Raw genomic sequence first — 26,725 nt, 5'->3', positions numbered from 1 at the left:
AATTCGTCGGTCAGTGACGTGTGCCAGACACCAGCTCGACCGACAGCCGGTCAGGGCCTTCAAACATGAAAGCCTGTCCGCCATCGAAGTCGTGGACGTCCTCGAGGATCACGATGTCGTTCGCTCCGAGCCATGCTCGCCAAGCAGCGACGTCTTCAACTGCAAAGGAGACGTGGTCGAGGGCCTGTCCTCGCGACGGCACGAGCGGTTCGGCACTGCCACAACGGCCGCCTGCGCACTGACGCGGATACCAGGAGATCGTCCCGCTACCGTGTACGACGGTACCTCTTGGTTGGCGGATCGTCCCGACCGTCTCGAGCGATGGCCAGCCAGCTTCCCCCGTGGGTGCCCTGCAGGGTTCGTATGGGGGTCTTGGCGAGGTCGTGTCGTCCTCGTTCCGGATCGGCGGCAGCGACATTCCCAGAAACTCTACGTACCAGTTCGCCGCGCACTGCGGCTCCTCCTGGAACAAGTGCACGTGTGAGAGCGAACGGGTGGTTCCTGCGCCTCCTGTGAACTCGAAGAGCACACCGTCCGGAGCCAAGACGTAGCTGAAGCCGCCCGGGCGATTCTCGACTCGTTCAGCCGTCGCCACATCTGCTGCACTGACGATTCCGTTGTACGGCGTCAGACCAGAGCGCCAGACGCCGGAGCGGTCTTCCGGCCCGGTGTACAGCGGCAAGTGTTCTATCCCTGCGGCTCCAAGTTCTCCGTCCATATCGGTGGTGTTCGCGAAGGCCCCGATGTGCCAGAACGCGCTCTGTGTGTCCGAACGACCGAGTTCTGGAACGAAATCACCGGGCGGTGGCGCTCCGACCTGGTCGAAGAGGAGGTACATTTCCCCAGCGACTGAAGGGATCCCATCCACCTCGGCCCGCTCTGCGGAAGGCCAGACGCTGAGATACCATTCAATCGCACGTTCCGGATCAAGCGAATTCAGCCCGACGTGGTGTAACGCGGGCACGTCGTCCGGGCGGACGGGGGCGTTGTCGCCAGTGTCCGTTCCGGAACAGGCGGAGAAGGCCAGGGCGCTTAGTACTGCTGAACTGCAGCGCCTGCTAATAGAGAGATTGCGTGGATGCATGGAGGTCAGTGTCGTTGAATCGGTCGAGTAGTGTGGCAGATCCCGGAGAGGTGAGCCACCCGGGTGCCCAATACCGAGCGGCGTTCGAGCAGCGTTCCGCGGACGTCCACACTCTGTCCCATCGGGCCAGGCAGGTAGAGATCGCTAGGCTTCTTATCTTTGTGGTCGGCGCCGTTGCGGCGTCGGTCAGGAACGAGCTTCCGCTACCGACTGCGCTTCCGACGGGCTTCGCATTGGTGGCCCTGGTCGGCTTTTTCTGGATGGTAGTGCATCACCGGCAGCTGAAGATGGCTCTGCGGCGACAGGAAGCCGCCCTCCTGCTGAGCGAAGCCGGCATGCACCGGACGTCCAGGAACTGGGAGGGGCTGGCTGAGGCGTACGAGCGATTCGGTGCGGTCGACCCCCTACTCGAAACCACCTCCGGCCAGGACGACACGCATCCGTACATCGTGGATCTCGACATCTTTGGTCCTGCGTCTATTCGAGGACTCCTCGGACCCACGCCCACACCTGTTGGCTCGGCCACGGTGGCTCAATGGCTCACGGCACCGGCGACCCCCTCCGAAATACGTGGACGTCAGCCCGCCGTGAGAGGGTTGGCCGACGACGTAGTCGGACGGGAATCGCTCACGGTAGAAGCACTTTTGATCGACCCGATGGATCCAGCTCAATGGGCAGGGTTCTCGAAATGGCTCGCGACGCCTCCGGTTTTCGACCCGACGCAGGGTGGAGCCCTTCCCGCGTGGGCTGTCATAGCATCACGTGTGTTGCCCGCTGTATCGGTCCCGCTGTTCGTCGCTTGGGTCGCCGGGCTGCCGGTGCCGTTCGCGGCATGGGCGCTACTCTGGGTCGTGCAGACTGCCTTGGCGTGGCGGTGGGGAAAGGCTCTGACGCCGTTCCTCGACCGTGCGAGCCGCTTCAGTCGAGGACTCCGCGGGCACCATCGTCTCTTCGCAGCCTGGGAGGGATACGTTGGTCCTACACCGGAACTGTCCACGCGCCTGAACCGGCTGGGTGGTGAGACTGGCCATCCGGCTTCGGAGGAGATTCGGAAACTGGAACGTCTCCTCGATGCCGCAGACAGTCGCGCGTCGATGCTGCACCATGTGATCTCCCCGATCCTTCTGTGGGATGTCCACGTCGCCCGGGGACTTGAGCAGTGGCGTGTGCGGGCCGGCTCCCATGTTGGCGACTGGTTCGATACCCTGGGTGAACTGGAGGCGCTCTCGGCGTTTGCCACGCTCGCCCACGATCAGCCGTCGTGGGTTTTTCCTGAATTTGACGAATCGGCCGTTGGGCTCAAGGCCGAGGGACTTGGGCATCCACTTCTGTCGGACGACGTGGTCCGAACGAGTGACGTGAGTCTCGACGCTCCAGGACGTTACCTGCTCGTCACGGGGTCAAATATGTCGGGGAAGAGTACGCTGCTCCGGTCGATCGGCCTTGCTGCGGTGCTCGGACAGACCGGATCGGTCGTTTGTGCCACAAGCGTGGTGCTGTCCCCGCTCCGCACGTTTAGCTCGATGAGAATCAGGGACTCGCTGACCGGAGGTGTGTCGCTCTTCATGGCCGAGTTGCTGCGCCTCAAGGCCCTCGTCGACGCCGCAGCTGCCGGTCCGGGGGAGCCGGCTCTTCTGTACCTCATCGACGAGGTGCTCCAGGGCACCAATTCCGAGGAGCGGAGGGTTGCCGCGCGGCGGATCGTGACGCATCTGCTCGCGTCGAACGCGATCGGGGCGGTCACGACACATGACCTTACGTTGCATGACGATCCGCAACTCGATCCGACGTCCACGAAGGTTCATTTCCGCGAAACGGTCGAAGAAAAAGGCGATCGTGTGCTTTCGTTCGACTATGTGCTGCGGCCCGGTCTGGCTACGAGCCGGAACGCACTAAAGCTGCTCAAGATTGTGGGCCTCGATGTGGGCGCGGCAGATGGGGTCGCTGAGAGTCCCGCCGAGGGCACCGCTGAGTCGGAGTCTGCGACTTTCTGAGGCATGAAAATTGCGCCATGTGGAGGTGTTTAGAGCTCTGAAGTAGAGCCTGAAAAGGCCACCCCCCAGGAGAAGCCATGCGCATGACTTTCGCCTGGCCCCGTGCCGAACCGGTCCACGAGGCCCATTATCCCTGCCTGTTTCGCCGGAAACACGTTCGGCAGATGTGAACCCGTTCTTTGCAGGCAACCCATGCGCATTCTCACTCGTCACCTGATCCTAGCACTCGTTCTTTTAGGCGGCTCAGCTCCAATGGTCGCCGCTCAGCAGCGTCCGCTCGACTTCATGGACGTCCAGTACATGAAAAGTGGTGGAGCATGGACGCCGAGCCCCGATGGATCCTGGATGCTCTACACCGTCACGACCCCCGACTGGCAGGAAGATGAACGGCAGTCCGACATCCACGTGGTGTCGATGGCAGAGGGCGTTTCTTCGAGTCGCCAGCTGACGTATACCGAAGACAAGGACGAGTCGCAGCCCCAGTGGGGGCCCGACGGCCGTTTCTTTGTATTTGCTTCGAACCGCGATTCGGACAACAGCGACAATCAGCTTTACATGATGAGGCACGATGGGGGTGAGGCGCAGAAGGTCACGGATACTGAGCACGGGATCTCCGGGCATTCGTTTTCACCAGACGGGACTTGGCTGGTGTATCGCAGTGGGGACGAGGCGCGGCAGCAACTCTACCGGCTTCCCGCGAATGACCTGACCGGCGCGGAGGCCGTCCAGATCACAGCAGCTGCCGCGGGAGTCCAAAACTGGGACTGGAGTCCGGACGGCGGCTCGATCTATTTCGTACGGGATGACTGGTTCGACGAAGCCGACAAGCGTCGGCGTGAGGAGGGCTTCACTGTCGACGTGAAGAACCAGGAGACTCCGCTTTCGAGTCTCTGGACCGTTGCGGTCTCTAACGGGAGTGAGCGACGACTCACGGAAGATGCGAACTACAGCGTCGATGGGTTCGAGATCTCTCTCGACGGTGGCTGGCTGTCTTTCACCGGGGGCTCGCCTGAGCGGTACGAGCGAAACATCACAGGCTCCCGCCTCTATGCAGACCAGTACCTCATGGAGCTTGCGACCGGGGAGGTCGAGCGTCTCACCGAGAATTTCGAGGTAGGAGAGAGCGGGGCCCAATTCTCACCCGACGGTCAGTGGATCGCTTTCTCAGCGCCTGACGAGATGGACGGGTACACGATGACCGAGAACCGCGTCTATCTCCGTGCGGTGGCTGACCGCGGAGGCGATTTCCGCAAGCTCGGTTCGGACTTTGATCAGAGTGTCTCGATCGGATTCTGGTCCGAGGACTCCAAGACGATCTATTTCAATACCGGCGTGACTGTCACGAATCAGCTGCACGCGCTCGACATCGAGAAGGACGAAGTACGCCAGGTCACAAAGGAGCGGGCTTCGCTTTCGGTGAATCGGGATGAAGATACTGGAACTCTTCTCCTCAACTACCAGGACCCGGCGACGCCGCCGACGGTGTTCACGGTGGGCCGGATCGACGATGTCGATGACCGCTCGCGCTGGACACAGCTCGTAGATCTCAATCCTCAGATCGACGACATCGCCCTAGGCCGTGAGGTCGAGGTCAACTGGACCTCGACAGACGGCAACACGGTCGGCGGGATTCTCGTGTACCCAGTCGGCTATCAGGAAGGGACCCGGTATCCCCTCATCGTCGCGATTCACGGTGGACCGGCTTCGGCCGATGTGCTCCGCTTCAACGGAGGCTACAGCGCGCAGGTGTACGCCGGGGCAGGGTACGCCGTCCTGAAGCCCAACTACCGGGGCTCACGGAACTACGGCAATGCGCATCGCACGGACATTGTGGGCGACTACTTCACCCTCGGTTTCGACGACATCATGACCGGGGTCGATCATCTGATCGCAGAAGGAATTGTCGATGAAGACCGAATGGGCGCGCTCGGCTGGAGCGCTGGCGGGCACTGGTCGAACTGGATCCTGACGCATACCGATCGCTTCAAGGCGATCAGCTCGGGGGCCGGGACCATGAACTGGATCAGCATGTATGCTCAGAGCGACGTCCAGCGGAACAGGCAGTTCTACGTCGGAGACGGCTTTCTGTACGAGGACTTCGACACGTACTTCGACCAGTCGCCGCTTAAGTACATGACGAACGCTGCGACCCCGACCATGATCCATGTCGTCGAAGGGGACCCGAGAGTCCCAAGTCCGCAGTCGGTCGAACTCCACATGGCGCTCAAGAAGCTTGAGGTGCCGACCGAGCTCTTCATGTATCCCGGAAGGAGCCACGGTATTCCGGACCCGAGGAACCGACTCGTGAAGGCCGTGAGCGAGATGGCATGGATGGATCACTACGTGCGCGGTGTGAGTGACACGTTTGAGTGGGAGCAGGTGCTCGCGACTCTTCAGGAAGAAGCCGAGGACACGCGACCGGTGTCAGACCGGTGAGAGGCTTTCGCAGAGCGGTGTCAGGAGTGGCGCTCGGACTAGCCATAGGACTTGTGACTCCCCTCACGCTCGCTGCCCAGAGCGCGCCGCCAAACTTTCTTACTGAGTTCGAAGGCCAGTTCGGGGCGTCGGCGTCGAAGATTGAGGCTCTCGCCGCGGCCATGCCGATGTCAGTGTATTCGTGGAGCCCGGGCGAGGGTGTCACAAGCGTCGTCTCGGTCTACATGCATATCGCTCGCTACAACTACATGTACCTCCATGAGAACCTCGGCCAGGAGTCGCCGGTTTCGCCCGCAGAGTATCGCCGTTGGGAAGAGGAGGTGACGGACAAGGACGAAGCGCTTGAGATCCTGCAGGCCTCGACCGCGTATGTGCGAAGCGTCACCGAAGAGATGAGTGCGCCCGACCTCGAGCACGAGGTCACGCTGTATGGCCGCGATGTGGGTGAGTGGGCGGTCCTCCTCCAGCTCGTAACACACATGAACGAACACCTCGGGCAGTCGATCGCGTATGCCCGGATGAATGGCGTAGTCCCACCCTGGTCGATGTAGAAAGGAACGAGTCGAAATGAGTCGTATGAACAACGTGTGGAAGCCGTGGCACGGAAGAGGTGTCTCCCTGGTGTGTGCGCTAGCGATGGCCGCGTGTGGAGCCGCTTCAGAGTCTGATGGAGACTCGATGGGTGAAATGGCGTCGCCCGTCGATCAGATTTCACTCATCCAGCTATGGAGCCAAGGCACGCCCGCGTTCGGGATCTTCGTGCCGAGTGAGGGTGAACGGGGTGCTCGTGGTCCGGACGGCGAACGGCTGCCACCGATTCACACGTCGGCGGGCGGAGCTCAGCACGGTGCGAACCCGATCCTCGATTATCTCTTCCTGAACCTGGAGGGCTCGTACAACGTCGAGGCCGTCGCTGCGATCGCGGAGGGCATGGCGAGCGTCGATAGTCCTCTGACTTTGCTCGTGCGAATTCCACCGATTTCTGCGGACGGCGCCGATGCGGCCCGGAGTCGGGTTGCAGAAGCCATCGCGGCGGGCGCGGACGGTATTGTGATGCCTCACGTGCGTAGCCCGGAGGAAGCGCGCCAAGCCGTGAGCTTTTTTTCAGAATACGATGTCTGGTCCCCGATGAACCCGGGGGGCACGGTACTGGCCATGCTGATGATCGAGGATCCGGGCGCGCTTGAGGCCGCTCAGGAAATCGCGGACGTCCCGGGTTACAGCGTCCTCGCCTGCGGAATCGGCAGCCTGAGTGCAGCCCTCGGTGATCGGGTGGCTGGTGAAGCCGGTAACATGGTGGTTCTGGGGCACGCCATCCGTGTTGGCCTTCCGGACATGATCACGGCGAACTCCGAAGATGTCGCGCAGCGGATCGAAGAAGGATTCCTCGGTCTGCTAATGAACGGTCCGGAAGCTGATGCGCACATCGCGGTCGGCAGGGCTGCTGCAGGTCGGTAGGTCTGCTGTGAGTCGGATGCCGAGGCGGGTCGCGGTGGCTTGCGCAGTCGCCATGGTCACGACGCTGACGGGGTGCGCCGACGAACAGTCGGATATCTCATTCTTCGTGCTCGTGAAGTCCTCGAACTATTCGCAGGACGTCAAAGGCGAGTTGGCGCTGCTCAACTACCACTTCTTCTCCGAGATCTTTCTCCAGCCGGGTGGCAGCCTGCTTGAAGCCAGCCTGACCAGGGCGGAGGCGGGCTCGGAGCCGATGCGGTACGAACTCCAGGGCGACAACTACTACATGGAGGGCGGACACTTCGATTCGGTGGAGGAGGCCGATGCCGCCTATCCAAACGGCGAATACTCCTTTGACATCCGGACACCGAGCGCAGAAGTCAGTGGTGTTCGACTACGGCTCGCAGGTCCCACGGGCGAGACTGATATCCCGGCACCGATCGAGGTCTCGTTTTGGCAAGGCGATGAACGCTCCGACCCAATGGCGATTGATCCTTTCCAAGCGCTGACGGTCCGATGGAGTTCGTACTCGAATGGAGCGTCTGATCCTCGCGGAATCGTTGACGACATGATCTTCCTTGTCGTCGCGGACTGCCAGGGCGAGCGGATCTTCCACACCGGGCTTCCGTTTAAGGGCGAGTATACGACCTACCGGACGACAGAAATGGAGATTGGCACGGGCGTGCTCCAGCCTGGCCAACCTTACTCGGCGTTCGTCGAGTTCCCCCACGTCGTCGACAGCCAGATCGAGGCCGGGATTCCAGGATTCACGTCCTACGCGACCGCGACGTACCTCGACTTCTTCACGTCCGGCCCACGGGCGGACGAAGCGTGCCCTGACGCTCCCCCTCCTATGGATACGGGACAGACGGACCGAATGGGCCGCGTCGAGCCGGGGTCGCTCAGGTAACGGCGGCTAGCCCCTTCTCCAGAGCCACTACCAGCCGCGGAATCGTCTCAGCGGGGGTGGAGCAGATGGCAACACGCACGGCCCCGGGAATCGGGACGGTGTAGACGCCCAGTTCTCGCATCGCCGCCGCCGTCTCGTCTTGGTCGGGTGTGAACATCGTGACGAAGAAGCCGGAGTCGTAGCGAGGTGTCGGAATACCCGAGGCTCCCGCGACCTCGTTGAATACGTCGATGCGTGTCCGCAGTAAATCCGCGATCTCCGCTCGTTCCGCAGTAACACGTGCGGAGAGTTCGGGATCCGTGAGTAGTGCTGTCACCGCGCGCTGGCCAAGGTGATGGCAGTTCGACCATGTCGCCCGCGCGGTGTAGCCGAGCGCGTTGTCTATCTGGGCCCGTTCGTCGTCGTCTTCATGGAGCGCAACGATCGCGCCGATCCGAGCGCCGTACTGGGCCATGCTCTTCGACGCCGTCCAGGCCACAAGGACGGTGGCGTTCTTCATCAGTGCCGGTACTGCATCGACCCAGCCGCGAGTTGCGTCGCCAGCGAACTCCATGTAGGCGACATCAATGAGAACGGTCACGGGCCCGTGTGCGGCTGCTCGGTTGATGGCATCGGTCACCTCGCGCCACTCTTCGGGCGTGAGCGTGTAGCCAGTGGGGTTGTGGCAAGGGAAGTTGAGCACGACGAGTGCGCGACCCTGGGTGGCGAGGTGCCGTTCGATGGCCACTTCCATTCCTGCGACATCGAACAAGCCATCCTCTGTGAACATCGTGAACGGGTCGAGCGAACGGTTGGAGTGTGTCGTGATCTCCCTGTACGGCCCCCAATAGTACTGAGGCACCAGCATCCGCTGTCCATCTTCGAGGAAGTTCACTACGGCCGCGAAGACAGCCCCACTTCCTCCGGGTGACGCGATCGCCACTGCCTGAGATGCGAGCGGCCCGTCCCCGAACAGGTCCTGGACAACCGCCTCGCGGTAGTCAGGGAGGCCGGAGATCGGGGCGTAGCCGGCGACCTGAGCCGTCTGGAAGCGGTCGAGCGTCTCGAGGACCGTAGGCATGGTGCACAGTGTGCCATCGTCGTTCATGAGGGCGCCGATGGTCGCGTTCAGAATGTCATCGCCAGCGACGGCCCGTGCCCGGGCTTCACCGTTCCAGATGAAGATCGGGTCGTTGCCGGCTCGGCCTCGAGAGGAGGCGATCAATGTGCTCTGATCAGTGCTCACCGGTTGCCTCCCGGGAGCTCGCCATCAAGCTCTGCGTATACCTGCTGAAGAGCTCGGTCCCCCTGGCTCGAGCGCAGAGACCAGCCTTCAAGGTCACCGAACTGAGCCTGATTCTGTGCGTCCGCGAGGCCAAAGCCCTCTTCGTAGAGCATCTCTGCCTGCTGGATAACCAGACGAATCGCCCCTTGGAACACTTCGAGTTCGTCGGCAAGCACCGTCGGATGGTCGACGAATCCGTGTCCGGGGACGTAGATGTCGACGTCCATTACCTGAGCGGTCTCGATCATGTCGACCCATTCGGACGGGTAGGCCGTCCGCATGGCAGGGAAGACCCGGTGCAGATAGGCCTCGCTCATGAACATGATCTTCTCCTCCGGCAGGTATAGCACCAGATCTCCGCCCGTGTGTGCCCGGCCGAGGAAGTGAATCTCCACCGAGGTGCGCCCCATCTCGAAGACAGTTCTGTCTTCGACGGGCTCGGCGGTCTGCACCCACAGTGGCGTTTCCGCACCGTCGCGGACGGCGCTGCCTACGACTTCGATCGACCAGGGATGGGCGTAGTACTGCACGTCGACAGGAAAGGCCGAGTTGCCTGCAGTGTGGTCACCGTGGTCGGAGTTCACGACCACCTTTGTAATTGGCTGGTCGGTGATCTCAGCGATCGCGTCGATCATCCGTTGCGTCTCCTCGACACTCCCCTGGCCGTCGGCGACGAGCACGCCCTCACTTGAGACCACGAACAGGCTCACGGTGGTGAACTTCTCGTCTCCCGCCGAGCGAAGCTGCTCGTAGGAGTACACACCTGCGGCGAGCTCCTGAATGCGAGGAAAGTCGTCGTCTGTGTAGCCACGTGCATAGGGATCCGCGGTGCGTACCATCTGATCGGCCGGCAGTTCGACACTGTCGGGAACGTCCGCCGAGGGGGCGAAGTCAGCGCCGCAGGCTGCGATGGAGACGGAGAGAGCTAGACCGAGTGGCGCGAGCCGGTTCGCCATGAGTTTTTTCCTGCTGTAGAATGCCGTACGGACCTGAATCGGAGGCACACTATGAACAACATCCGCCCTTTTGTCACCCTCTTCGTGGTGGCGGCGTTCGCCATGCCCTTGGCTGGTCAGGTGGCATTTGAAGACGAGATCGTCATGGAGCGGCCAATGTCCGCTCTGAATACGATTTGGCTGGAAGAGATGACGTGGCTCGAGATCAGGGATGCGATGGCAGACGGAGCCCGCACCGCGATCGTCTCGACAGGGGGGATCGAACAAAACGGACCCTACGTCGCGATGGGGAAGCACAACTATGTGCTCAAGGCGGCTTGTGAGGGCATCGCTCGCAAACTTGGCGACGCGCTGTGCGCCCCGATCATCAAATTGGTCCCCGAGGGCGACCTGAATCCTCCGACCGGGCACATGCGGTATCCGGGGACGCTTACGGTCCGTCAGGAGACATTCGAGGCGATGCTCGAGGATGTCGGAAGAAGCCTCGATCAACATGGCTTCGACTGGATCATCTACATCGGAGACAGCGGTGGGAACCAGACCGGCATGGAGGCGGTCGCCTCACGACTGAATGCCGAGTGGGGTTCAAACAAGGCACTCTTCATTGGGGAGTTCTACGACAATGCCGGCGTGCAGAAGCACATGAAGGACACCTTCGGCATCGTCGAGGAGAGCCAAGGCTGGCACGACAACTACTGGCTGACCGCGATGCAGGCGAGTGTCGATCCGGAGACCGTGCGCTACGAGCAGCGGGTTCGGGCCGGTAACGCCTCGATCAACGGGGTGTCGCTGACACCGCTCGGGAATACGATCGCTGTCGGTGAAGAGCTTCTCAAGTGGAGAATTGATCAGACGGTTCGAGTCATTCAGTCCCGAAAAGGCATGTAGCGATCCGTCCAGCGCACCTTCTCAGGGCAGTGCCCCGCCCTGAGGTCAGTGCACTCCGTTCTGTGCTTTCCATGCGTCATATCGCATCCGGAGCGTAATCACCGGATTGCCGTTCTCATCGGACTGGATGTTCTCGTCCGTAACGTCAATGAACATCGCATAGCCGCCGTCGTTGAATGACTGGCCCTCGGCATCGTTGCGGTCCGCGGCGATGGAAAAGGATGCCTCGCCCGCATGTCCAAGGCAAGAAACTCACGCCCTCAGATGTTCAACGACGGTTGGGCCGTCAGAGGGCCGTAGAGGTCAGTCGTTGCCGACCTCTGCATCCTCTGTGTTCGCAGACGTCCAGGCTTCGACAAATTTCTCGATTTCAGCCATTAGCGAAGCTCCCAACGCATCGGTGACCGCACCCGACGTCGAGATCCCAAGGTCCGTGGAGTACCATGTCACGGACTCAGGCAGGGTGATCTGGGTGTCGCGAAGCATCTGGGCGACCTGCTGCACTCGGAGGCCGACAGACCAAGCCACGGATCCATCCACACCGCCTGCCCCAGAGGCGCATTCAAGAGAAGCGCGGAGCTCCGGCATCGCAGGGTTCTCCAGCATCTCGATTTGGGTCAGGACCCCGACTTCCGACTCAATCAATTTGAGCGATACGTCCGCCTCGTAAGACGAGGCAGTGATCCCGGCAGCGGCGCAGGCATCGCCGACCTCAATCCGGACAAACACACCACCGAGATCCTCGAGCGTGTAGCGGTTCCATTCAGTGTCCTGTGCAGACACTGAGGTTGCGACCCCGAGCGTCGCCAATACGAGACCGCAAAAGACTGACTTCTTCATTCCTGCTTCCTTATTATCAAATGGACAACTGAGGAAATTCCTCAGTTGCCGCCGGTTCCGCAGGACTGGCAATTGTGGTTGTTCTCTGACCCAAGCTTCTCGAGTAGTGCGATTGTCGCCGGGTGGGGCTGGGCGCGTTGCTCTGGGCTGTTCGCCATATCCGCCGTGGTCTGTCCGCGGCGGCTGACGAGTGTGACATCTGCGCCCTGTTCGACGAGGTAGAGAATCGTCTCGTTGTCACCGCGTGCTGCCGCCATGTGAAGAGGAGAGAACCCATCCATGTCGCGCACGTTGGGGTCCATGCCCAGCTCTTCGATGAAATATCTCATCGACGGAAGCCATCCGTCTGGCACACTGCGGTGCTGTTGAGCGACCCGAGATGTGCCGAAGCCGACACCGGAGGCCGCATGCATCGGATGCACTGCGGGCCCACCGACAGGCACTTCAGGCAGCCCGGACGGATCGAGCTCATCATCGTCTTCATCGTCCCCGCTGACTGGGTTGCCCGGATCGAAGTTGCGGCGACGGGATGGGAGCTTCGTAGTCCACAGGTTTGGGTCCGCTCCATAAGACTGAAGCAGTCGCATCGCAGTCACATCGGTGGCGTATGCAGCTCGCCAGAAAGGCGTTGCACCCGTGAAGTCGACGCCCATTCGCCCCGCGTTGTAGGCCGCGTACCAGATGTGGGTACTGACTTGCTGATTGGGATCAGCGCCGGCCTTGAGTAGGGCTTCCATCAAGTCGAGGTAGGAAGCTTCCTGCGTCCTGAACATTTGTGGCTGTGGGTACCAGGTGCGAAGCGACCACTCGATGTTGAGCGTGGCGAACAGCGGCCCTGCGGCGTCATCGCTCAGAGCATTTGGGTCGGCGCCGAGCTCCAAGAGGACCAGCGCGAGATCATAATTGCCGTTGATCACTGAAGCGAGAAGCGGGGTCGTGAGATCGCCGTTGGACGGCTGATCAATATCTGCCCCCCCGGTGACCAAAAGCTTCGCTGTCGCGATGTGACCTTCACGGGCCGCGTAGTGAAGTGCAGTCATTCCACCCTGGACGCCGATTTGCTCAGCCGAGGAAAGAGCTCGAATCGCGGGCGCCGCAGGCTTTTCGTCCTCTACTTCTTCTTCGTCGATGTGTTCTTCATCGACCGCCAGCGCCAACGGAATCTCACTCAGTTTACCGGTCCCGGAGATCACCGCTTCTTGCTTGCCCTTCGCCTCTGCTGCCACGATATCCTCATCGTCGGCGTGCACCTCGTCCTCGTCCTCGTCTTCTTCGGCCGCAGCGCTGTCCGGCATGGCAGCCTGCGCCGCCTGGAAACGATCCTGATTGTCGTTCATGACAGGATCCCTGCCGGCCTCAGCCGCACGCAGTCGAGAGCGGTGCGCACGGTCGTCGCCGTCGAGCGCGCTCATCGACTTGTAGTCCTTGAGGTCCGTCGCTAGAGATGGATCCGCACCCAGGTCCAGCAACGTCGAAACTGCGGCGACCGCGTTGCGAGAAGCCGCAAAGACGAGTGGTGTCCTGCTCTGGAATCCATCCGGCGCGTTCAGGTCAGCACCATGCTCCACTAGGACGCGAATCGTCGCGCTTGAGTTGGCCTGAGCCGCGAAGTGCAACGCGGTCACACCTGTCGATGTCCACTGGTTGGCGTCGGCCCCACCGTCGAGAAGTGCCCGTGCGACGGCATCGTGCCCGGCCCTCGACGCCAGATGGAGTGGCGTGTACGCACCCACACGTGTCAGCGGTCGAACCGTCGCACCTGCGTAGAGCAGAAGACCCACGATCTCAGCATCGTCGTTCAATGCGGCCCAGTGAAGCGCGGTAAGCCCGTCGGACTGGGCCGCGTTGACGTCCGCGCCCTGCTGAAGAAGCATCCTGACCTGTGCGACATCGCGGTCCTGCGCGGCGTCTGCCACGGGTGACTCCGCCGGGGCAGTCGCTGCCACGAGGAGCAGGCTGAGAGCAAAGATTCCAGCCAAGCGATGGGTCGTGTTTTTTATCGACATGTGTTTCTCCCGGAGGCGCTGCCTCCGCTGGACTTAGATCGAGAATTCGCCTGTGCTGTTTCCAAACGATTCCTGCTGTTCGACACCGAGTTTGTGCAGCATGCTCAGCATGACGTTCGCCATCGGAGTGCCCGGGGTGGCCCGAACGTGGTTCTCGCCCTGCAGCATGCCGTTGGCTCCACCCACCATGAACAGCGGGCAGCGGATGTGGTTGTGAAGGTTCGAATCCGCCATGGCAGAGCCGTACATGACCATCGTTTTGTCGAGGAGCGTCCCGTCTCCTTCCGTGACTGCTGCGAGCTTGTCGAGGAAGTAGGGAATCATCGAGACGTGGTAGGTGTTGATCTTCGCGAAATCGCGAACGCGCTCTTCACGCCCACCGTGATGCGATGCTGCATGGTACGGCGCGTCCGTACCGCTTTCCGTATAGACTCGCGGAGAAGCGTCGCGTGCCATCTTAAGAGAGAAAACACGGGTCGCGTCGGCCATGAACGCCAACACCTGGAGGTCGAACATCAGGTTCATGTGCTCGGCGAAGTCGTCTGGAACGCCCACCGGTGCTTCTGGGATGTTGCGTTCCTCACCACTCGAGTTCTGAACCTCGATGCGCTGGATCCGCTGTTCCAGTTCGCGAATGTTGGTCGTGTAAAGGTCAAGGCGGTGACGATCGGCCGGGCCAAGGTCTCGACGGAGGCCGGACATCTCACCCATGACCCAGTCGAGGATGCTGCGGTCGGTAGCGAGGCGTTCGGCTCTCTGCTCGGCCGTGCCTCCGGCACCAAAGAGCTGCTCGAAGACGGCCCGCGGGTCACGGATCATCGGAAGTGGCTGCGTAGCCGACGCCCAGCTGATCGTGTCTGTGTAAACGCAGGAGTAGCCGTAGGCACACCCACCGGCCTGATCGACGTTCTCGATGGTGAGCTGCATCGAGGGGATGGGCGTCGCGTCACCTAGGTGCTGTGCGTAGATCTGGTCGAACGATGGCCCTGCGAACACATCCGAACCCTGTGTCTGCTTCGGGTGCGACTGCGTCAGAAATACGGCTGTCGTGCGGAAGTGATCACCGCCGATCTCGCCGGGCGAAAAGGCATCCGCCATACGGGAATCAGTATCACTGACAATGGTCAGGTGCTTCCGATACGGATCGAGTGGATTCATCGAGCTGTCGGTCAGGTCGAAGTCCTTTCCCTCTTCCTTCGGAGCCCATAGGCCGAGCGAGGCGCCGAGGTCGTTGCTGCCCGCGGAGCCATGCACGTTCTCAATACACACGAGACGGGTCGCGTCGGCGGCTCGCCCAGCTTCCGTGGCCGCCAGAGGGCGCCCTGCGGGGACCATGGCGTCGAGAAGCGGCAGTCCGACTGAAGCGCTCATGCCTTTGAGCAGCGCCCGTCTAGAAATGTGCTTTCCGGTGATGAAATCCATCTGTTACAGCCTCGCTTGAGGTTGGTGTGTTTCTAAAGTCTGATACTCAGTTGGTGCCCGAATCTGTGACTGGCTGCACGGCCATCGGCTGTGCAGCTCGGGAGCTACGGAATGCCGGTGCATTGACGATGCCGATCACAAAAGATGAAAGCCGGTATTCATTCTTTCTGGCGTCTCCTGTGATCGCACGGATAGCCGGCATGTCGTAGTACTCAACCCGTCGACCAAGTCCGTAGGCCATCAGGTTCTCGGTAAAGATCCGATAGAAGACCTCGGGGCGGCTCATGATGGCGTCCCGAAGGTCAGCGACTCCGCTGATTGGCGATCCGTCATAGAGCTCACTGTTCGGGTCTACCAAGTTGCCGCCGTCACGTGCGCGCCACGCACCCGTCACGTCGAAATTCTCGAACGCGAGACCGATGGGGTCGATTACGTTGTGGCAGGAACTGCAGGCAGGATTTGCCCTGTGCTGTTCCATACGCTCACGCACCGTGAGGAAACGGCCGTCCTCGGCTCCTTCTGTCTCTTCAAGTGCGGGTACGTTCGGTGGCGGCGGGGGCGGGGGAGACCCGAGTAGAACTTCCATCACCCACTTTCCACGGAGCACCGGAGAGGTGCGGTTCGCGTGTGAGGTGAGAGTCAGAATGCTGCCGTGCCCGAGCAGTCCGCGACGCGACGCGTCGGGATACTGCACTCTCTGGAAGTCTGTGCCGAGGACTCCGGGAATCCCGTAGTGCCGGGCGAGGCGCTCGTTTACGAACGTGTAATCAGCAGTAAGCAGGTCGGTGATCGGCCGGTCATCGGTCCGGATGAAGTCGAAAAGAAGTTCGGTCTCGCGATGCATCGCGTCCGCGAGCGTCTGGTCGAAATAGGGATAACTCAGAGCATCTGGTCGGATCTTGTCGAGGTCCTGCAGGCGCAGCCACTGCGAACCGAAGCGAGTCGCGAGTGCCGCAGCCTTCGGGTCGGCGAGCATCCGGCGCACCTGCTCCTCGAGTACGCGATCCTTTGACAGATCGCCCTTCTCGGCTAGCTCCACGAGCTTCTCGTCCGGCGGCGAACCCCAGAGGAAGAACGACAGACGGGAGGCCAAGTCCGTATCCGCGATCTCGTATATCTCACCAGGTTCGACGCCCTTGGGAGCCTCTTCCATCCGGAAGATGAAGTGCGGGCTTGCAAGGACTGCCTGAAGGGCGAGACGGATACCGCCTTCGAAGCCGCGCTTCTCAGATCCTTGGTCGTAAAACTGCATTAAGCCAACGAGGTCGTCTTGATTCACATCACGGCGGTAGGCTCGTTCGGCGAGGGCGCGAACGATGCTTTCGGCGCAGGGCCGCTCCTCATCGAGTGAGGTCGGGCGGCAGGTGAAGACGCGGCTGCGGGTCGGGGTGTCGGAGACGCCGGTCACCTCGAACGGCCCCAGCACCGTCATCCTTTGCAGGTGCTGTTGGGTCGTTACACCATATCCGATGCCGATTTGGCCGTCGGCCAAGGTGTGGTCGATGGGGCGGATCAGGTCGTCGACGTCGCCTTCGAACTGGCGAATGAAGGCTGCTGTGACCCGGTGGGGTCCTGCCGGCACCTGGATTGAATCGGTCCGCATGTTGAGGCCGGACGGCTCGGAAAAGTGCATCCAGCGATCAATCTCCATGATCGCGACCCGCTCGCCATCAACGGAGACTTCGATCTGCTCGGTTCCGTAGGTCCGTCCGAAGACTTCTCCCTCGACCGCATCGTACGGCATGATGTGGAACACGTACTTCCCGTCCGCCGGGAAGTTGTGCACTACGGAAAGGCCGCCTCGGGTGCCAAACGGTGCACCTTCAGTCTGCTCTTTCTGTGAAGCCACCCGAGGCATGCGGTAGATCGTGTTCCCGATCTCAGCCTCGGGGTCCCCAAGTGCGAGGCGACTGATCTGGCCGGCTGCCCGGAGATAGCCTTCGACGACGGTGGTCGAAGGCATCTGGACGTCGGCGATGTTGTCGAAGTTGGCGCTCTTTGTGTCGAGTGGGAGGAAGCTCGAGACGTCTACTCTAATGCCGAGTAAATGCTCAACAGCGGCACCATATTCGGCCTGATTCAGACGTTGGAAGACGCGTGTACCCGGTTCGGGATTCTTCTCCCAAGCTTTGTCGAGTTTCGTCTCCAGTTCTAAGGCGAGGTCGGCGAGGACTTTCTCCTCCGGGCGACGTGCACCAGAGGGCGGCATCATTCCCGCGCGAAGCTTCTTGATCATCCGTTCGGCGATGTCCGCGTGGTCCGTGGCGGCGTCGACGTCGAAGCCTTCGAGAACGAGGCCGCCGCGCTGTCTCTGCTCACTGTGGCACCGGGTGCAATACTCTTCGATGACCTCGTTGGAGTTCATCTCCAGCAGGTCAACAGGAGCTGCGCCGTGCGAAGCGAAGACGGGGTCGGCCTGATGGGAGCCGGTATCTCCGGTGAGCCCGAGGAGGAGCAACCCTGCGATGAGCATTGCGGACGTTGATGCGTTCATTCCAGCCTCAGGCAACTACTTGGAGTCAGATTTTTTCGGTTACTAGCATGACACGCATAGCCACAAAAAGGCTGAGCGCTGCGGTCACGCGAGACCGTACTGAAAGAATAAGGACCGATTTCGCTGTGTGCCATACCGAATAGCACAATCATTCGGGGCGAAGATGCGGTGTTTCTAACCCTTCGGGCCCTCGCAGGTCTGGCCGGAGCCAGCTCAGTACCCCGGCGTCCGACGCGCGCGCATGTAGGTCGTTCCCCGCGATAGCCATAAGGTGTGGAATGCCAATGACTTGGAAGATTGACTTACTCGTGCCAGTGATCCTCGGAACTGCACCATGCCTCGGACAGACTCAGCCACTCCATGGCCGGCTGCCCGATACCGAGGTTCCCAATCCAGTCCATGGCCGGCTGACCGATCGGGGCGCCTGGAGGCGCAGCGACCGCGCCCGGGATTGTCGAAGCTTCTGCTGGCCGATCCAGGAAGCGCTGGATGTCCATCGCGATCAGAGCGGCGTGCGGTGAATCGGGCGACGCCACCAGGTTCGCCTGGATGGACTGAAGCGTCGCGGTTGAAATGGCTCGAACTGCCGGCATCGAAGCATTCGCCGCGAGCCACTCGATCCGGTCGGCTACTACTCCCTCGACCGCCCGTTTCACTTCCTGCTCATAGGCACCGTTCGCGCTGGCACCAAAGGAACCTGCGACGAGCCGCTCGAGGACGTCATCGAGACCCGGGAGGTCGGAGTCGAACATGTTTTGCTCGACCATTCGTGCCGCGCGATCGGATGTGAGGAGAGAGTTCACCGTGAGGCTCGCCGCCACGACCGAAGGAGTGACTGCGTCAAATGCGGACCCCGTATAACGGGGAAACAACTCTCGTGTGCGGCCGAATCCCGGTGGGCGGGGCGGGATGGCGTTGACCACCGACTCTGGAAGCGTGAGCTCAGAGGGCGAGATGGTCCTGATCAACGCGTCAAGCGATCGGTTCTGCTGATCCGCGGACACGCGCCAGACCGGTGTCAGGCCATCGCCACGCATTGCGTACGTGTACGCGACACCGCCGATCGCCGTAGCCGTTGATTCTGTCTGGTACCTGTGATGCATGTACAGCGGAACGAGGGCCTCCTCGATGGTTGCCATCGGACGACCGTTCCGGATCGCTGCCTCACCAAAGCGATCGAGCGCGGCGGCGCGGACGTCCATCATCCGTTCGAGCTCCTCCGCCATGTCGTTGCCGTTCGCCCATTGGTCGGCCTGAGGCGTAGTCGCGACATCCTGACCCGACATGTAGCGCACGTCGTCGTCCCAGGCGTCGTCGATGATTCTTCGGAGTTCCACATTCTCGTCGGCCCCGTCTGCATAGTCCTGGTATCCGTACGCGATGGCTGCGATATCCCACTCGCCGATGTCCGTGTCGTACACCTCGGAGTAGTCGAGCGTCCCGTTCCCGTTCAGCTCGACCAGCGGGTGCGGGTAGTCCATGACCGAGATACGGCCGGCCGTACTGTTGTAGTAGTTGTGACCGAGCCCGATCGTGTGGCCGACCTCATGCGCCGCAAGCTGACGAATGCGCGCCACAGCCCACGCCTCAAGCTCCGGCGGAGCCTCGTCTCCGGTGGCGTAGGGCGAGAGTAGCCCTTCCGCGATCATGTAGTCTTGGCGGATTCGGAGTGACCCGAGGGTCACCACACCCTTGAGAATCTCTCCGGTCCTCGGGTCCGACACAGAGCCTCCCGTGCTCCAACCGCGTGTTGAGCGGTGCACCCAGTTGATCACGTTGTAGCGTGCATCGAGCGAGCTGATGGAGTCGGGGCGCATCACGACCCGGAAGGCGTCACGAAAGCCGGCTGCTTCGAAGGCCTGATTCCACCAGCGGGCCCCGTCGAGAAGCGCAGAACGGACCGGCTCCGGTGTCCCCGGGTCGAGGTAGTACATGATCGGCTCGACCGGGTCGCTCACCGCCGCATTCGGATCACGCTTCTCGAGCCGGTGGCGTCGGATGAAACGCTGTGTCATGTCCTCACCGAGCGGGGTGGCGTAGTCTTGGAAGGTGCTTGCGCCGTAGCCCGCCCTCGGATCGAACGTCCGAGGCTCATAGTTGTCGTCGGGCAGCTCAAGGAAAGAATGATGCAGGCGGATGCTTGCGGCCTCACCCGTGGCCGCGACCTGTCCAACACCCTGGATTCCGCCGCCGCCGCGGCCGAAACCGCGACCGCCGCCGCCCTGTTGGACGAAGGTGAGCTCGACTTCCATCTCGGTGTTGGTGGGGAAGGCGTTTGTGTAGTCGAGATAGACAGAGCTTCGACTGGTGTCGAGTCGGTACGTTCCCGGGCTCATCCTGCCAGCGGAATTGACCGCATCTCTGAGAAGGAAATCCGTCAGGTCGACCAGGACCCGTCCGTCGGTTTCCGCCTCGGCGGTGAAGCCCCAGAGAATCGAGCGGGCGAAGGCATCTTGGACCGCCCGGACCTCATCTGGATTGTCCGAAGTTGCCCTAAAACGGTAGTTCGGCTGAACCATCATGACCTTTCGACCGATGCGCTCGAACTTCACGATACGCGAACCCCTGAGGGCGCCTCGATCGAGCCCTAGGTCGTTCGATCCGAGTCCAGCGCCGTAGCCCATGAAGTGGACCATTTCGGTATCGAGCTGTGGGATCTCCATCCAGAGCTGACCGAGGGATGTGTCCCAGTACAGTGGGAGGAACCCTTCCATCTGCTCCATGCCCTCAGTCTTCTCGGCGATGGATGGGAGCGGGCCTGCCTGCCCGGCCCCTCCGGCACGCTGCGCCAGAACCGGCACCGTGAAGATGGCGGTCGTAAAGGCGAGAATCAGTGAAGTATTGAACAGGCGCCAGAGGTCGGTGCGGGCCATGGAGGCCTCCTGGATCGAAGCGGGGTCCGACTCTAAGAGGCGGACGGGTGAATCGGTGGGAAGAGGCCAACTTGGCGTGTAACGGTCAGATTGGCGACTTCCACAGAGTTGGTCGGAGCTTCGCCCGTTTTCAACGCCGCTTCGTCCAGGCGAAAGTCCTTGGACGAGCGGGTATTTTGGGGGCCGCCATCGGCAGAGGAATGGTTCGCCGCGCCTTCTGGTTTATGCGAGCGACAAAGCGGTGGCTGCCAAGGTCCCGGACAAGGTTGATGGCTTTCGGGTCGTCATCGAAACGACGGGGTCGTTCAGGCGGCTGTAGTCGCCCCTGGGGGCGAGGGTCTTCGGCCTACTGGTTCGCGACCGTAAACCGGACGGTGTCAACCACCCATGGCTGCAACGGAACGTGTACACCGTCCGCGACTACCGCGATCAGGGTGTATTCACCTGCTGGGACGTCTTCGAACACGTAGGCGGTCGAGGCGTCACCCATGTGGATGATGCTTCCCGGCACCGAAGGCACAGGCTGATCGGCGGGTGCGAGCTCTGCGTTGAGGTAGAGGTGGTGGTGGCCACTCCCCTCAGTCAGGTCGCCAGCAGGAAGAATCGAAACGGTTGATGCCAGCGTTACGCTGATGTCGGTGCCGTTGATGAGGGCTCCGTTCATCGGAGTAATGATGGTCACCGTGCCGGCATCAAGATCTGCAGCCGGAGCAGAGTCAGCCTGTGAGTCCGTTCCGCCACAAGCCGCGAGAGTGAACGGGACCATCAGGGTCAGGAGCGCATTCTTCATATCGATCGGGGAGGGTTTGGAGTCGACCGGAAAGGTGTGAGCGCTAAAGGTACTGACCCAGACCCCTGTGTGCGCGGTCCGAGTTGGCACAATTATCGGTTGCCCTCTGAGATGGGTGGATCCCCCATCGGTTTTTCTTCCGGCGGACGAGGTCGGTTCATCCGGAGTGACACGCCCTCGAAGAACCGAGTGCCTGATCGATTCACCTCGTGATCACCCTCGAACAGGTAGTCCGTGATGGCTTGATCCCATGAGAGGCCCGCTTTGCCCATGAGTTCCATCCATGGACCATAGGCGGTCTCGTCTGGGGCCTCGGTCGTTCCGCTCCAGATCGTTACACGCGGGTTGTACCCACGGCCCCCACCGGCCCCACTGGAACCCTTGAGAGGCATCTCGATCATGACGCTGTCGGTCATCGGGAGGTTGAATACGTCAGGGTCGAACTGGGCGCCGTAGCGCTGGTAGCGTCCGTAGGCCCTCTGGTTCAGGTCATGCACGTCACGATTCGAGTTGATTCCGCGGGTGATGTAGTCACGAATTTTGAACGCGGCATCCTTGTGACGGGGGTACTCGGGGCTGTCGACGTATCCGAAGCCCGGCATGAACCAGCCTTTGTTGAACCCCCAGTTCCTCTCGGTTACGCGACCTCGTCGAACCAAGCCCGTGTACTCTGAGAACAGCTGGACCACCTGATGAGAAGGATATCCGTGCGGGTTGAGAAAGATGTCCGGAAGCCAGGTCTCCCAGAGTCGACCGCGAACCGTGGACTCGGGGTAGATCGGATGATCGTCGCCACCGCCCGTGGTTGCGTCCTGGCCGAGCGAGCCGAGGTAGCCGGCGTGGAGGATGTAGTCGGGGGTGAGCCGGTATAGGTCGTAGGCAGTTTGCGCGCCGTCCGGATTCGTAAACGGATGCACGATCACGTTTACGCCCGTGAGCTTGTCGCGTTGATCGGGGTCGGTCAGGAGTAGCTCGGCATGCCTCAGGACGTGACTCGTCGACGACACCTCGTTTGCGTGCTGCCGGGCCGAATAGATCACTGTCGGTTTGTAGGTAGACGCCTTCACGTGGGACCAGTGACTGGCCTGTAGCGGCGCCATGAGGTCGACGGCCCAGATGTCCTTTCCGAGATAGCTCTCGCCCGCTTTGTACATTGTGGCTTCGGGGAAGGCCTCGGCCATCTGCGCCAGCATGGCGTGCCCTTCTGGGGGCGGGATTGGAGTGTCCCACTGGACGATACGCGAACCGTCGTAGCTCCATCCGTCGGGGAGCAGCGCCCTCCAGTCTGGGAGGGGAGCCGGGGTGCCGTTCGCTGCGAGAGTACCAACGCTCCGTGACCCGGGATCCTGCTTGTGTGTCCACTCAGCCCATACCTCCATCGACCCGAGTCCGCTCCATGCCAGCTCTGACCGATAGAGTCCGGAAGCACGCATGGTTTCTATCTCACGCATGGTGGAGACCACCTGCTGCGCCGAGACCATTCGCTCGTCCACCGAGAGCTCGTTTGTAGCAGTGATGAGACTGTCTCGCATGTCGAGTTCCGTGTCGACGCGCACCCGGAGCCCCAGGTGAGAGAGCCCGGGCGTACCTGCCGTCACCCGGGCAAGCCGCGCCGATGGTCGCTCGAGACTGGTCTTCGGGATGTCGAGTCGGATTTGGGCCGAGTCTCCGTCCGTTGTCACATAAGAGACGACGACGGCGGGTCGTGAGGTCGCGAAGCCCGTGACCCTGACCTCGGCCTTGGCCGGAGTCCCGTCAGACTTGGGTTTCATGACCGGAAGGATTCGTCCGGCGAACTGAATGCCTTGGCCCCTCGAGTTACGGCCGAGCACATCGAAGAACTCGATGGCGCCGAAGTAGATCTCTTCGTGCAGCGCATCCATGGGCGCATGGATCTCGTTGTCGACGCCGAGCCGAAAGTCAGGCTCGCTCATTTCCAGCTCGACGATCAACTCACCGAAGAACGGAGCGTCTGAACTCCCTCCGCGAGGAAGTCCTTCGTGCAGGTCCATGACGTGGTCATACATCGCCGGAAGGACCGTCGCCTGGTAGTAATCCCAGAACGCCTCGGGGTCGGTCACGATGCGCTCGTCCGCCACCGTTCTGCCGCCGACGCTCGCCGTGATCCAGCCGGTCGTGACGCGTACGTGTTCGTAGTCTTCGAAGCGATCGAAGTAGGGACGCAGCACCCACTTCGGATCGAAGGTGTCCGAGTGGATTCGGCGGCCCGACGGGTCGGAGACCACGACCTGGTAGATCGGTCCCTCCAGCGTCTCCTCAAAGCGGATCTGGGTCAGATCCAGGTCGAGATCACGGGAGAGCACCTCGTCGATCGGAAAGATCTCGTGCAGCCAGCGCACCGGTGTATTGATCGCCTGCTGCGGCCAGTCCTCTGGCGGGTCGTTTCGACGGAAACGGATGAGGATCTCGCCAATGTCGCTGTCCTCGACTGCTGGGCGGACCGCATCGTTCAGCCAGGAGAATCCCTGCTTGAATGCCGACAACACTACGACCTCCGTACGATCCGGGTCCGCACCGGCTGCAATCAGCTCATCCCGGGCTTCGGTGGCGAGTCGCGCGCGCACCTCAGGTGGCTCGGACACGCGGGCTTCGATGGCGACGGCACCGGAAGCTGAGGGGACGACCTGCTCACGCACCACCTGCCAGAAGCGATCTACCTCGGAAGGGAACGTGATTGACTCATTGAAGATGGTGGCCGCGTTCATGACGTCCCGGTCGTCGACGGTAACGTCGACCGCGGACGCGCCGAGGCTTTCGGCCACCCTCGTGCGGATGGCGTCGACCAGCCTTGGGTCGGCCTTCTCGACGGACATGAGGACCGACGCGGAAGCGATCGACTCTCCTGAGAGCTGCTCTAGGATACGGTCGAGCTTGTACAGACCGATCGCGGCCTGCCCGGCCGGCGAATGCCCCGAGAGAGCGTGCCAGAGATCCTGCTCAACATCATCGATGGTTGGTCGATCCTTCCCTCGCTCAGCAAGATGAGGGAAGGTGAGGGCCACTTGGTCGAGTGCTCGCTCCGCACCGGCCACATCTCCGCCAGTGATGACCAGAGCTGGTTTCGATCCGAACGCATTTGGCACGAGCTCGATCAGACCTTCACCAGGTTGAAGCGCGGCTAAATCGACTCGACCCGTGTCGGCCAGCTGGTCCGTGAGCGCATTGTCGACCCCTACGAGCACCATGGTGGGCTGGCTACTCGGACGTGTGACGTCCGCGGCGGGCTGTACGAGCGGCACCACGAGGCCCGTGGATTCCAGACCGAGTCGTGCTCCCAGGTCAGGCAGGCCGGCAGTCCCTGAGGAGCCCGGGACGATCATCGCGTCGATTGTGTTCGGGATCGGACTGCCGCCGAGGAGCCCGTCGGCGGTGTACACGTTGGAAAGATCCAGATCGTCTTTCCCACCACTGCCCGGTCGGCCGGCGATCGGTCCAGGCGTATCGGGCGCCGCGCGCCCGGGGAGGCGCAGTGAGGCACCCCCTGCGATACGAACCTCGACGGAGGCCAGGCCCGGGTAGGATAGGGGGGGGCTCGCAGCGTCACTGTCGTCGGCAGCATCGTCACCAGTGCCCTCGTTCTCCGAAGGTTCGACAGCTTCCGTTTCCGGCGTCGGGTTCCCAGGATCGTCGTCGCCTTCTCGATCGGGGGTGACTCCGTCTGCCGTGGTCAGCCAGTTGAGCGCGCCTTCCGCGGCGACGGCATCGACTCCGTCGACCTCTACGATGAGTCGTGAAATTCCGTCCAATCCGGCGCGTGCGCGTGCCTGCGTGATGCGGATTGTGGCACCGTCGATGCCCGACGCGAGCAGCGCCTCAGACAGGTCATCCGTGACTTCGTTCAGCCGTGCGGTCGAGAGCGTTCGAGTGTGGGGGAGGACCCCGGCAAAGAGGCGCGCTGCCGCGATGAGACCGTCGTCGTCTCCTCCGACCACAAAGAGCCATGTCCTGCCGTCGATCTCCCGGGCCACCACCGCCCCCTCACCTGAGTCGAGTGAGGAAGGATCGATGCCCGGCGTCGAGATCCCTGACTCGGCCAGGCCGCCACGCCCGATAACGATCGGAATCTGACCACCCGCACCGCGAGCGATCGGAAGGTCGAGCGCCATCGTCTCGAAGCCGAGACGTGCCGATACCTCAGCGGCTGCTGAGAGCTCGCCGACGGACGGGTTCGCGCCGAGTACCAGCGAGCCGTTCACGAAGTCGGGGACGCTGTCGCCGTTTGTGTCCGCCACTAGGCGACCCAGGTCGAAGACGTTGCTCAGGTCGGTCGCTGCATCCTGGGCCGCCCCGGCTGTCGGGGTGACCGTGGTCAGGATGCCGGCGAAAAAAATTGCGCAGGGCGCGAAAGATCGGGTGAGACCCCTCATGGCACGCTCGATTCGGATTGGACGGCCCGCGAACAGGCGGGGAAACGGGCAACCTACGAGGCTGTCTCTGGGGCTACAACGCGATGCCGTTGAGCCGGGTCAGCCAGCGCTCGTCTCGAAGTCCAAGGCCACATCGAGGGCAGGCGCGGAATGCGTCAGCCAGCCGACCGAAATGAGGTCCACCCCTGACTCCGCCACCGCCCGTACGGACTCTAGTGTGATCCCTCCCGACGCCTCCAACTGCACGCGTCCACCGGTACGCCGGACGGCCTCGGCCATCGTTTCAGGATCCATGTTGTCGAGCATGACAACGTCAGCCCCTGCCTCTATCACACCTTCGAGGTCGTCGAGGCTCTCGATCTCTACTTCGACCACCATCTCGTCGCCGACGTGGGCGCGAGCCCGCCGGACGGCCTCTGCGGAGGAGCCTACGGCCTCGACGTGGTTGTCCTTGATGAGGACCTGATCGAACAACCCCATTCGGTGATTTCCACCGCCACCGGCCGCGACGGCCATCTTCTGCAAAGAGCGAAGCAGCGGTGTCGTTTTTCGTGTGTCGATAATCTGGGCGTTCGTCCCGTCGATACGGTCGACCAGTGCTCGCGTTGCCGTTGCGACGCCGCTGAGTTGCCCGAGCAGGTTCAGGGCCAGGCGTTCCGCGGAAAGCACGGATCGGGCTGAGCCTGTGACCGTTGCGAGTCGCGTGCCGGCTGGGACCACCTGGCCGTCGGTCGCCAGGGCGCCAATCGCCAGTTCATCATCGACCAGTTCGAACACCCGCAGCGCAACACCGAGGCCCGCGACACAGCCGTCGGCCCGCACGACCATGTGCGCGACAACGTCCGTGTCTTCTGCAATCGTCGCGTCCGAGGTGACATCGCCATGCTCCCCGAGATCCTCCTCGAGGGCGGCCGTCAAGAAG

At 62.0% G+C, this 26,725-nt stretch carries 17 protein-coding genes; 6 read left to right on the top strand and 11 right to left on the bottom strand.

Going from position 1 to position 26,725, the window contains the following annotated elements; genetic code table 11:
• Nucleotides 1-10: 10 nt before the first annotated feature.
• Nucleotides 11-964: a VOC family protein gene (locus tag OSA81_00210; GenBank protein ID MDE0897413.1), complete on the bottom strand. Its 954-nt coding sequence runs from the start codon at nucleotides 962-964 to the stop codon at nucleotides 11-13.
• Between the two features lie 170 nt (nucleotides 965-1,134).
• Between OSA81_00210 and OSA81_00205 the strand changes: the two genes are divergently transcribed.
• From OSA81_00205 to OSA81_00185, 5 genes are all read left to right on the top strand, one after another.
• Entirely contained in the window at nucleotides 1,135-3,078 is a 1,944-nt protein-coding gene (locus OSA81_00205) for a hypothetical protein (protein ID MDE0897412.1), read from the top strand.
• Between the two features lie 192 nt (nucleotides 3,079-3,270).
• Nucleotides 3,271-5,514, top strand: coding sequence for a S9 family peptidase (locus tag OSA81_00200; protein MDE0897411.1), 2,244 nt, complete (start codon nucleotides 3,271-3,273; stop codon nucleotides 5,512-5,514).
• A gap of 26 nt (nucleotides 5,515-5,540) precedes the next feature.
• Nucleotides 5,541-6,065, top strand: a complete 525-nt coding sequence (locus tag OSA81_00195; protein ID MDE0897410.1) for a DinB family protein — start codon at nucleotides 5,541-5,543, stop codon at nucleotides 6,063-6,065.
• Between the two features lie 16 nt (nucleotides 6,066-6,081).
• Nucleotides 6,082-6,972 (top strand): aldolase/citrate lyase family protein, encoded by an 891-nt coding sequence (locus OSA81_00190; GenBank protein MDE0897409.1) that lies wholly within the window; start codon nucleotides 6,082-6,084, stop codon nucleotides 6,970-6,972.
• The gene (locus OSA81_00185; protein MDE0897408.1) at nucleotides 6,932-7,882 is read left to right on the top strand and encodes a hypothetical protein; all 951 of its coding nucleotides are present in this window, start codon (nucleotides 6,932-6,934) and stop codon (nucleotides 7,880-7,882) included. Before OSA81_00190 ends, OSA81_00185 begins: the two co-directional genes overlap by 41 nt.
• Here the strand turns inward: OSA81_00185 and OSA81_00180 are convergent.
• A complete protein-coding gene (locus OSA81_00180; GenBank protein MDE0897407.1) occupies nucleotides 7,875-9,107 on the bottom strand; it encodes an aminotransferase class I/II-fold pyridoxal phosphate-dependent enzyme in 1,233 nt (410 codons plus the stop codon). The genes OSA81_00185 and OSA81_00180 overlap by 8 nt on opposite strands.
• Complete coding sequence (locus tag OSA81_00175) at nucleotides 9,104-10,102, bottom strand: MBL fold metallo-hydrolase (GenBank protein MDE0897406.1); 999 nt, start codon at nucleotides 10,100-10,102, stop codon at nucleotides 9,104-9,106. Before OSA81_00175 ends, OSA81_00180 begins: the two co-directional genes overlap by 4 nt.
• A 51-nt stretch (nucleotides 10,103-10,153) precedes the next feature.
• Between OSA81_00175 and OSA81_00170 the strand changes: the two genes are divergently transcribed.
• Complete coding sequence (locus OSA81_00170) at nucleotides 10,154-10,990, top strand: creatininase family protein (GenBank protein ID MDE0897405.1); 837 nt, start codon at nucleotides 10,154-10,156, stop codon at nucleotides 10,988-10,990.
• Between the two features lie 303 nt (nucleotides 10,991-11,293).
• On the opposite strand, the gene OSA81_00165 is transcribed toward OSA81_00170, so the two are convergent.
• From OSA81_00165 to nadC, 8 genes are all read right to left on the bottom strand, one after another.
• Nucleotides 11,294-11,830: a hypothetical protein gene (locus tag OSA81_00165; protein MDE0897404.1), complete on the bottom strand. Its 537-nt coding sequence runs from the start codon at nucleotides 11,828-11,830 to the stop codon at nucleotides 11,294-11,296.
• A gap of 41 nt (nucleotides 11,831-11,871) precedes the next feature.
• Complete coding sequence (locus OSA81_00160; GenBank protein ID MDE0897403.1) at nucleotides 11,872-13,836, bottom strand: ankyrin repeat domain-containing protein; 1,965 nt, start codon at nucleotides 13,834-13,836, stop codon at nucleotides 11,872-11,874.
• A gap of 33 nt (nucleotides 13,837-13,869) precedes the next feature.
• The gene (locus OSA81_00155) at nucleotides 13,870-15,258 is read right to left on the bottom strand and encodes a DUF1552 domain-containing protein (protein ID MDE0897402.1); all 1,389 of its coding nucleotides are present in this window, start codon (nucleotides 15,256-15,258) and stop codon (nucleotides 13,870-13,872) included.
• A gap of 46 nt (nucleotides 15,259-15,304) precedes the next feature.
• Entirely contained in the window at nucleotides 15,305-17,752 is a 2,448-nt protein-coding gene (locus OSA81_00150; GenBank protein MDE0897401.1) for a DUF1592 domain-containing protein, read from the bottom strand.
• A 302-nt stretch (nucleotides 17,753-18,054) separates the two neighbouring features.
• A complete protein-coding gene (locus OSA81_00145) occupies nucleotides 18,055-20,625 on the bottom strand; it encodes a zinc-dependent metalloprotease (protein MDE0897400.1) in 2,571 nt (856 codons plus the stop codon).
• A gap of 346 nt (nucleotides 20,626-20,971) precedes the next feature.
• Nucleotides 20,972-21,415, bottom strand: coding sequence for a DUF4399 domain-containing protein (locus OSA81_00140; GenBank protein MDE0897399.1), 444 nt, complete (start codon nucleotides 21,413-21,415; stop codon nucleotides 20,972-20,974).
• Between the two features lie 92 nt (nucleotides 21,416-21,507).
• Nucleotides 21,508-25,803, bottom strand: a complete 4,296-nt coding sequence (locus OSA81_00135; protein ID MDE0897398.1) for a M14 family zinc carboxypeptidase — start codon at nucleotides 25,801-25,803, stop codon at nucleotides 21,508-21,510.
• A 99-nt stretch (nucleotides 25,804-25,902) separates the two neighbouring features.
• The gene (gene nadC / locus OSA81_00130) at nucleotides 25,903-26,721 is read right to left on the bottom strand and encodes a carboxylating nicotinate-nucleotide diphosphorylase (GenBank protein ID MDE0897397.1); all 819 of its coding nucleotides are present in this window, start codon (nucleotides 26,719-26,721) and stop codon (nucleotides 25,903-25,905) included.
• Nucleotides 26,722-26,725: the final 4 nt, after the last annotated feature.

This window comes from Longimicrobiales bacterium (assembly GCA_028823235.1).
In the GTDB taxonomy this organism is placed as follows: Bacteria; Gemmatimonadota; Gemmatimonadetes; order Longimicrobiales; family Gaopeijiaceae; genus UBA2589.
The sequence above is the reverse complement of the archived record's forward strand: the minus strand, read 5'-3'. Positions and strand labels throughout refer to the sequence as shown.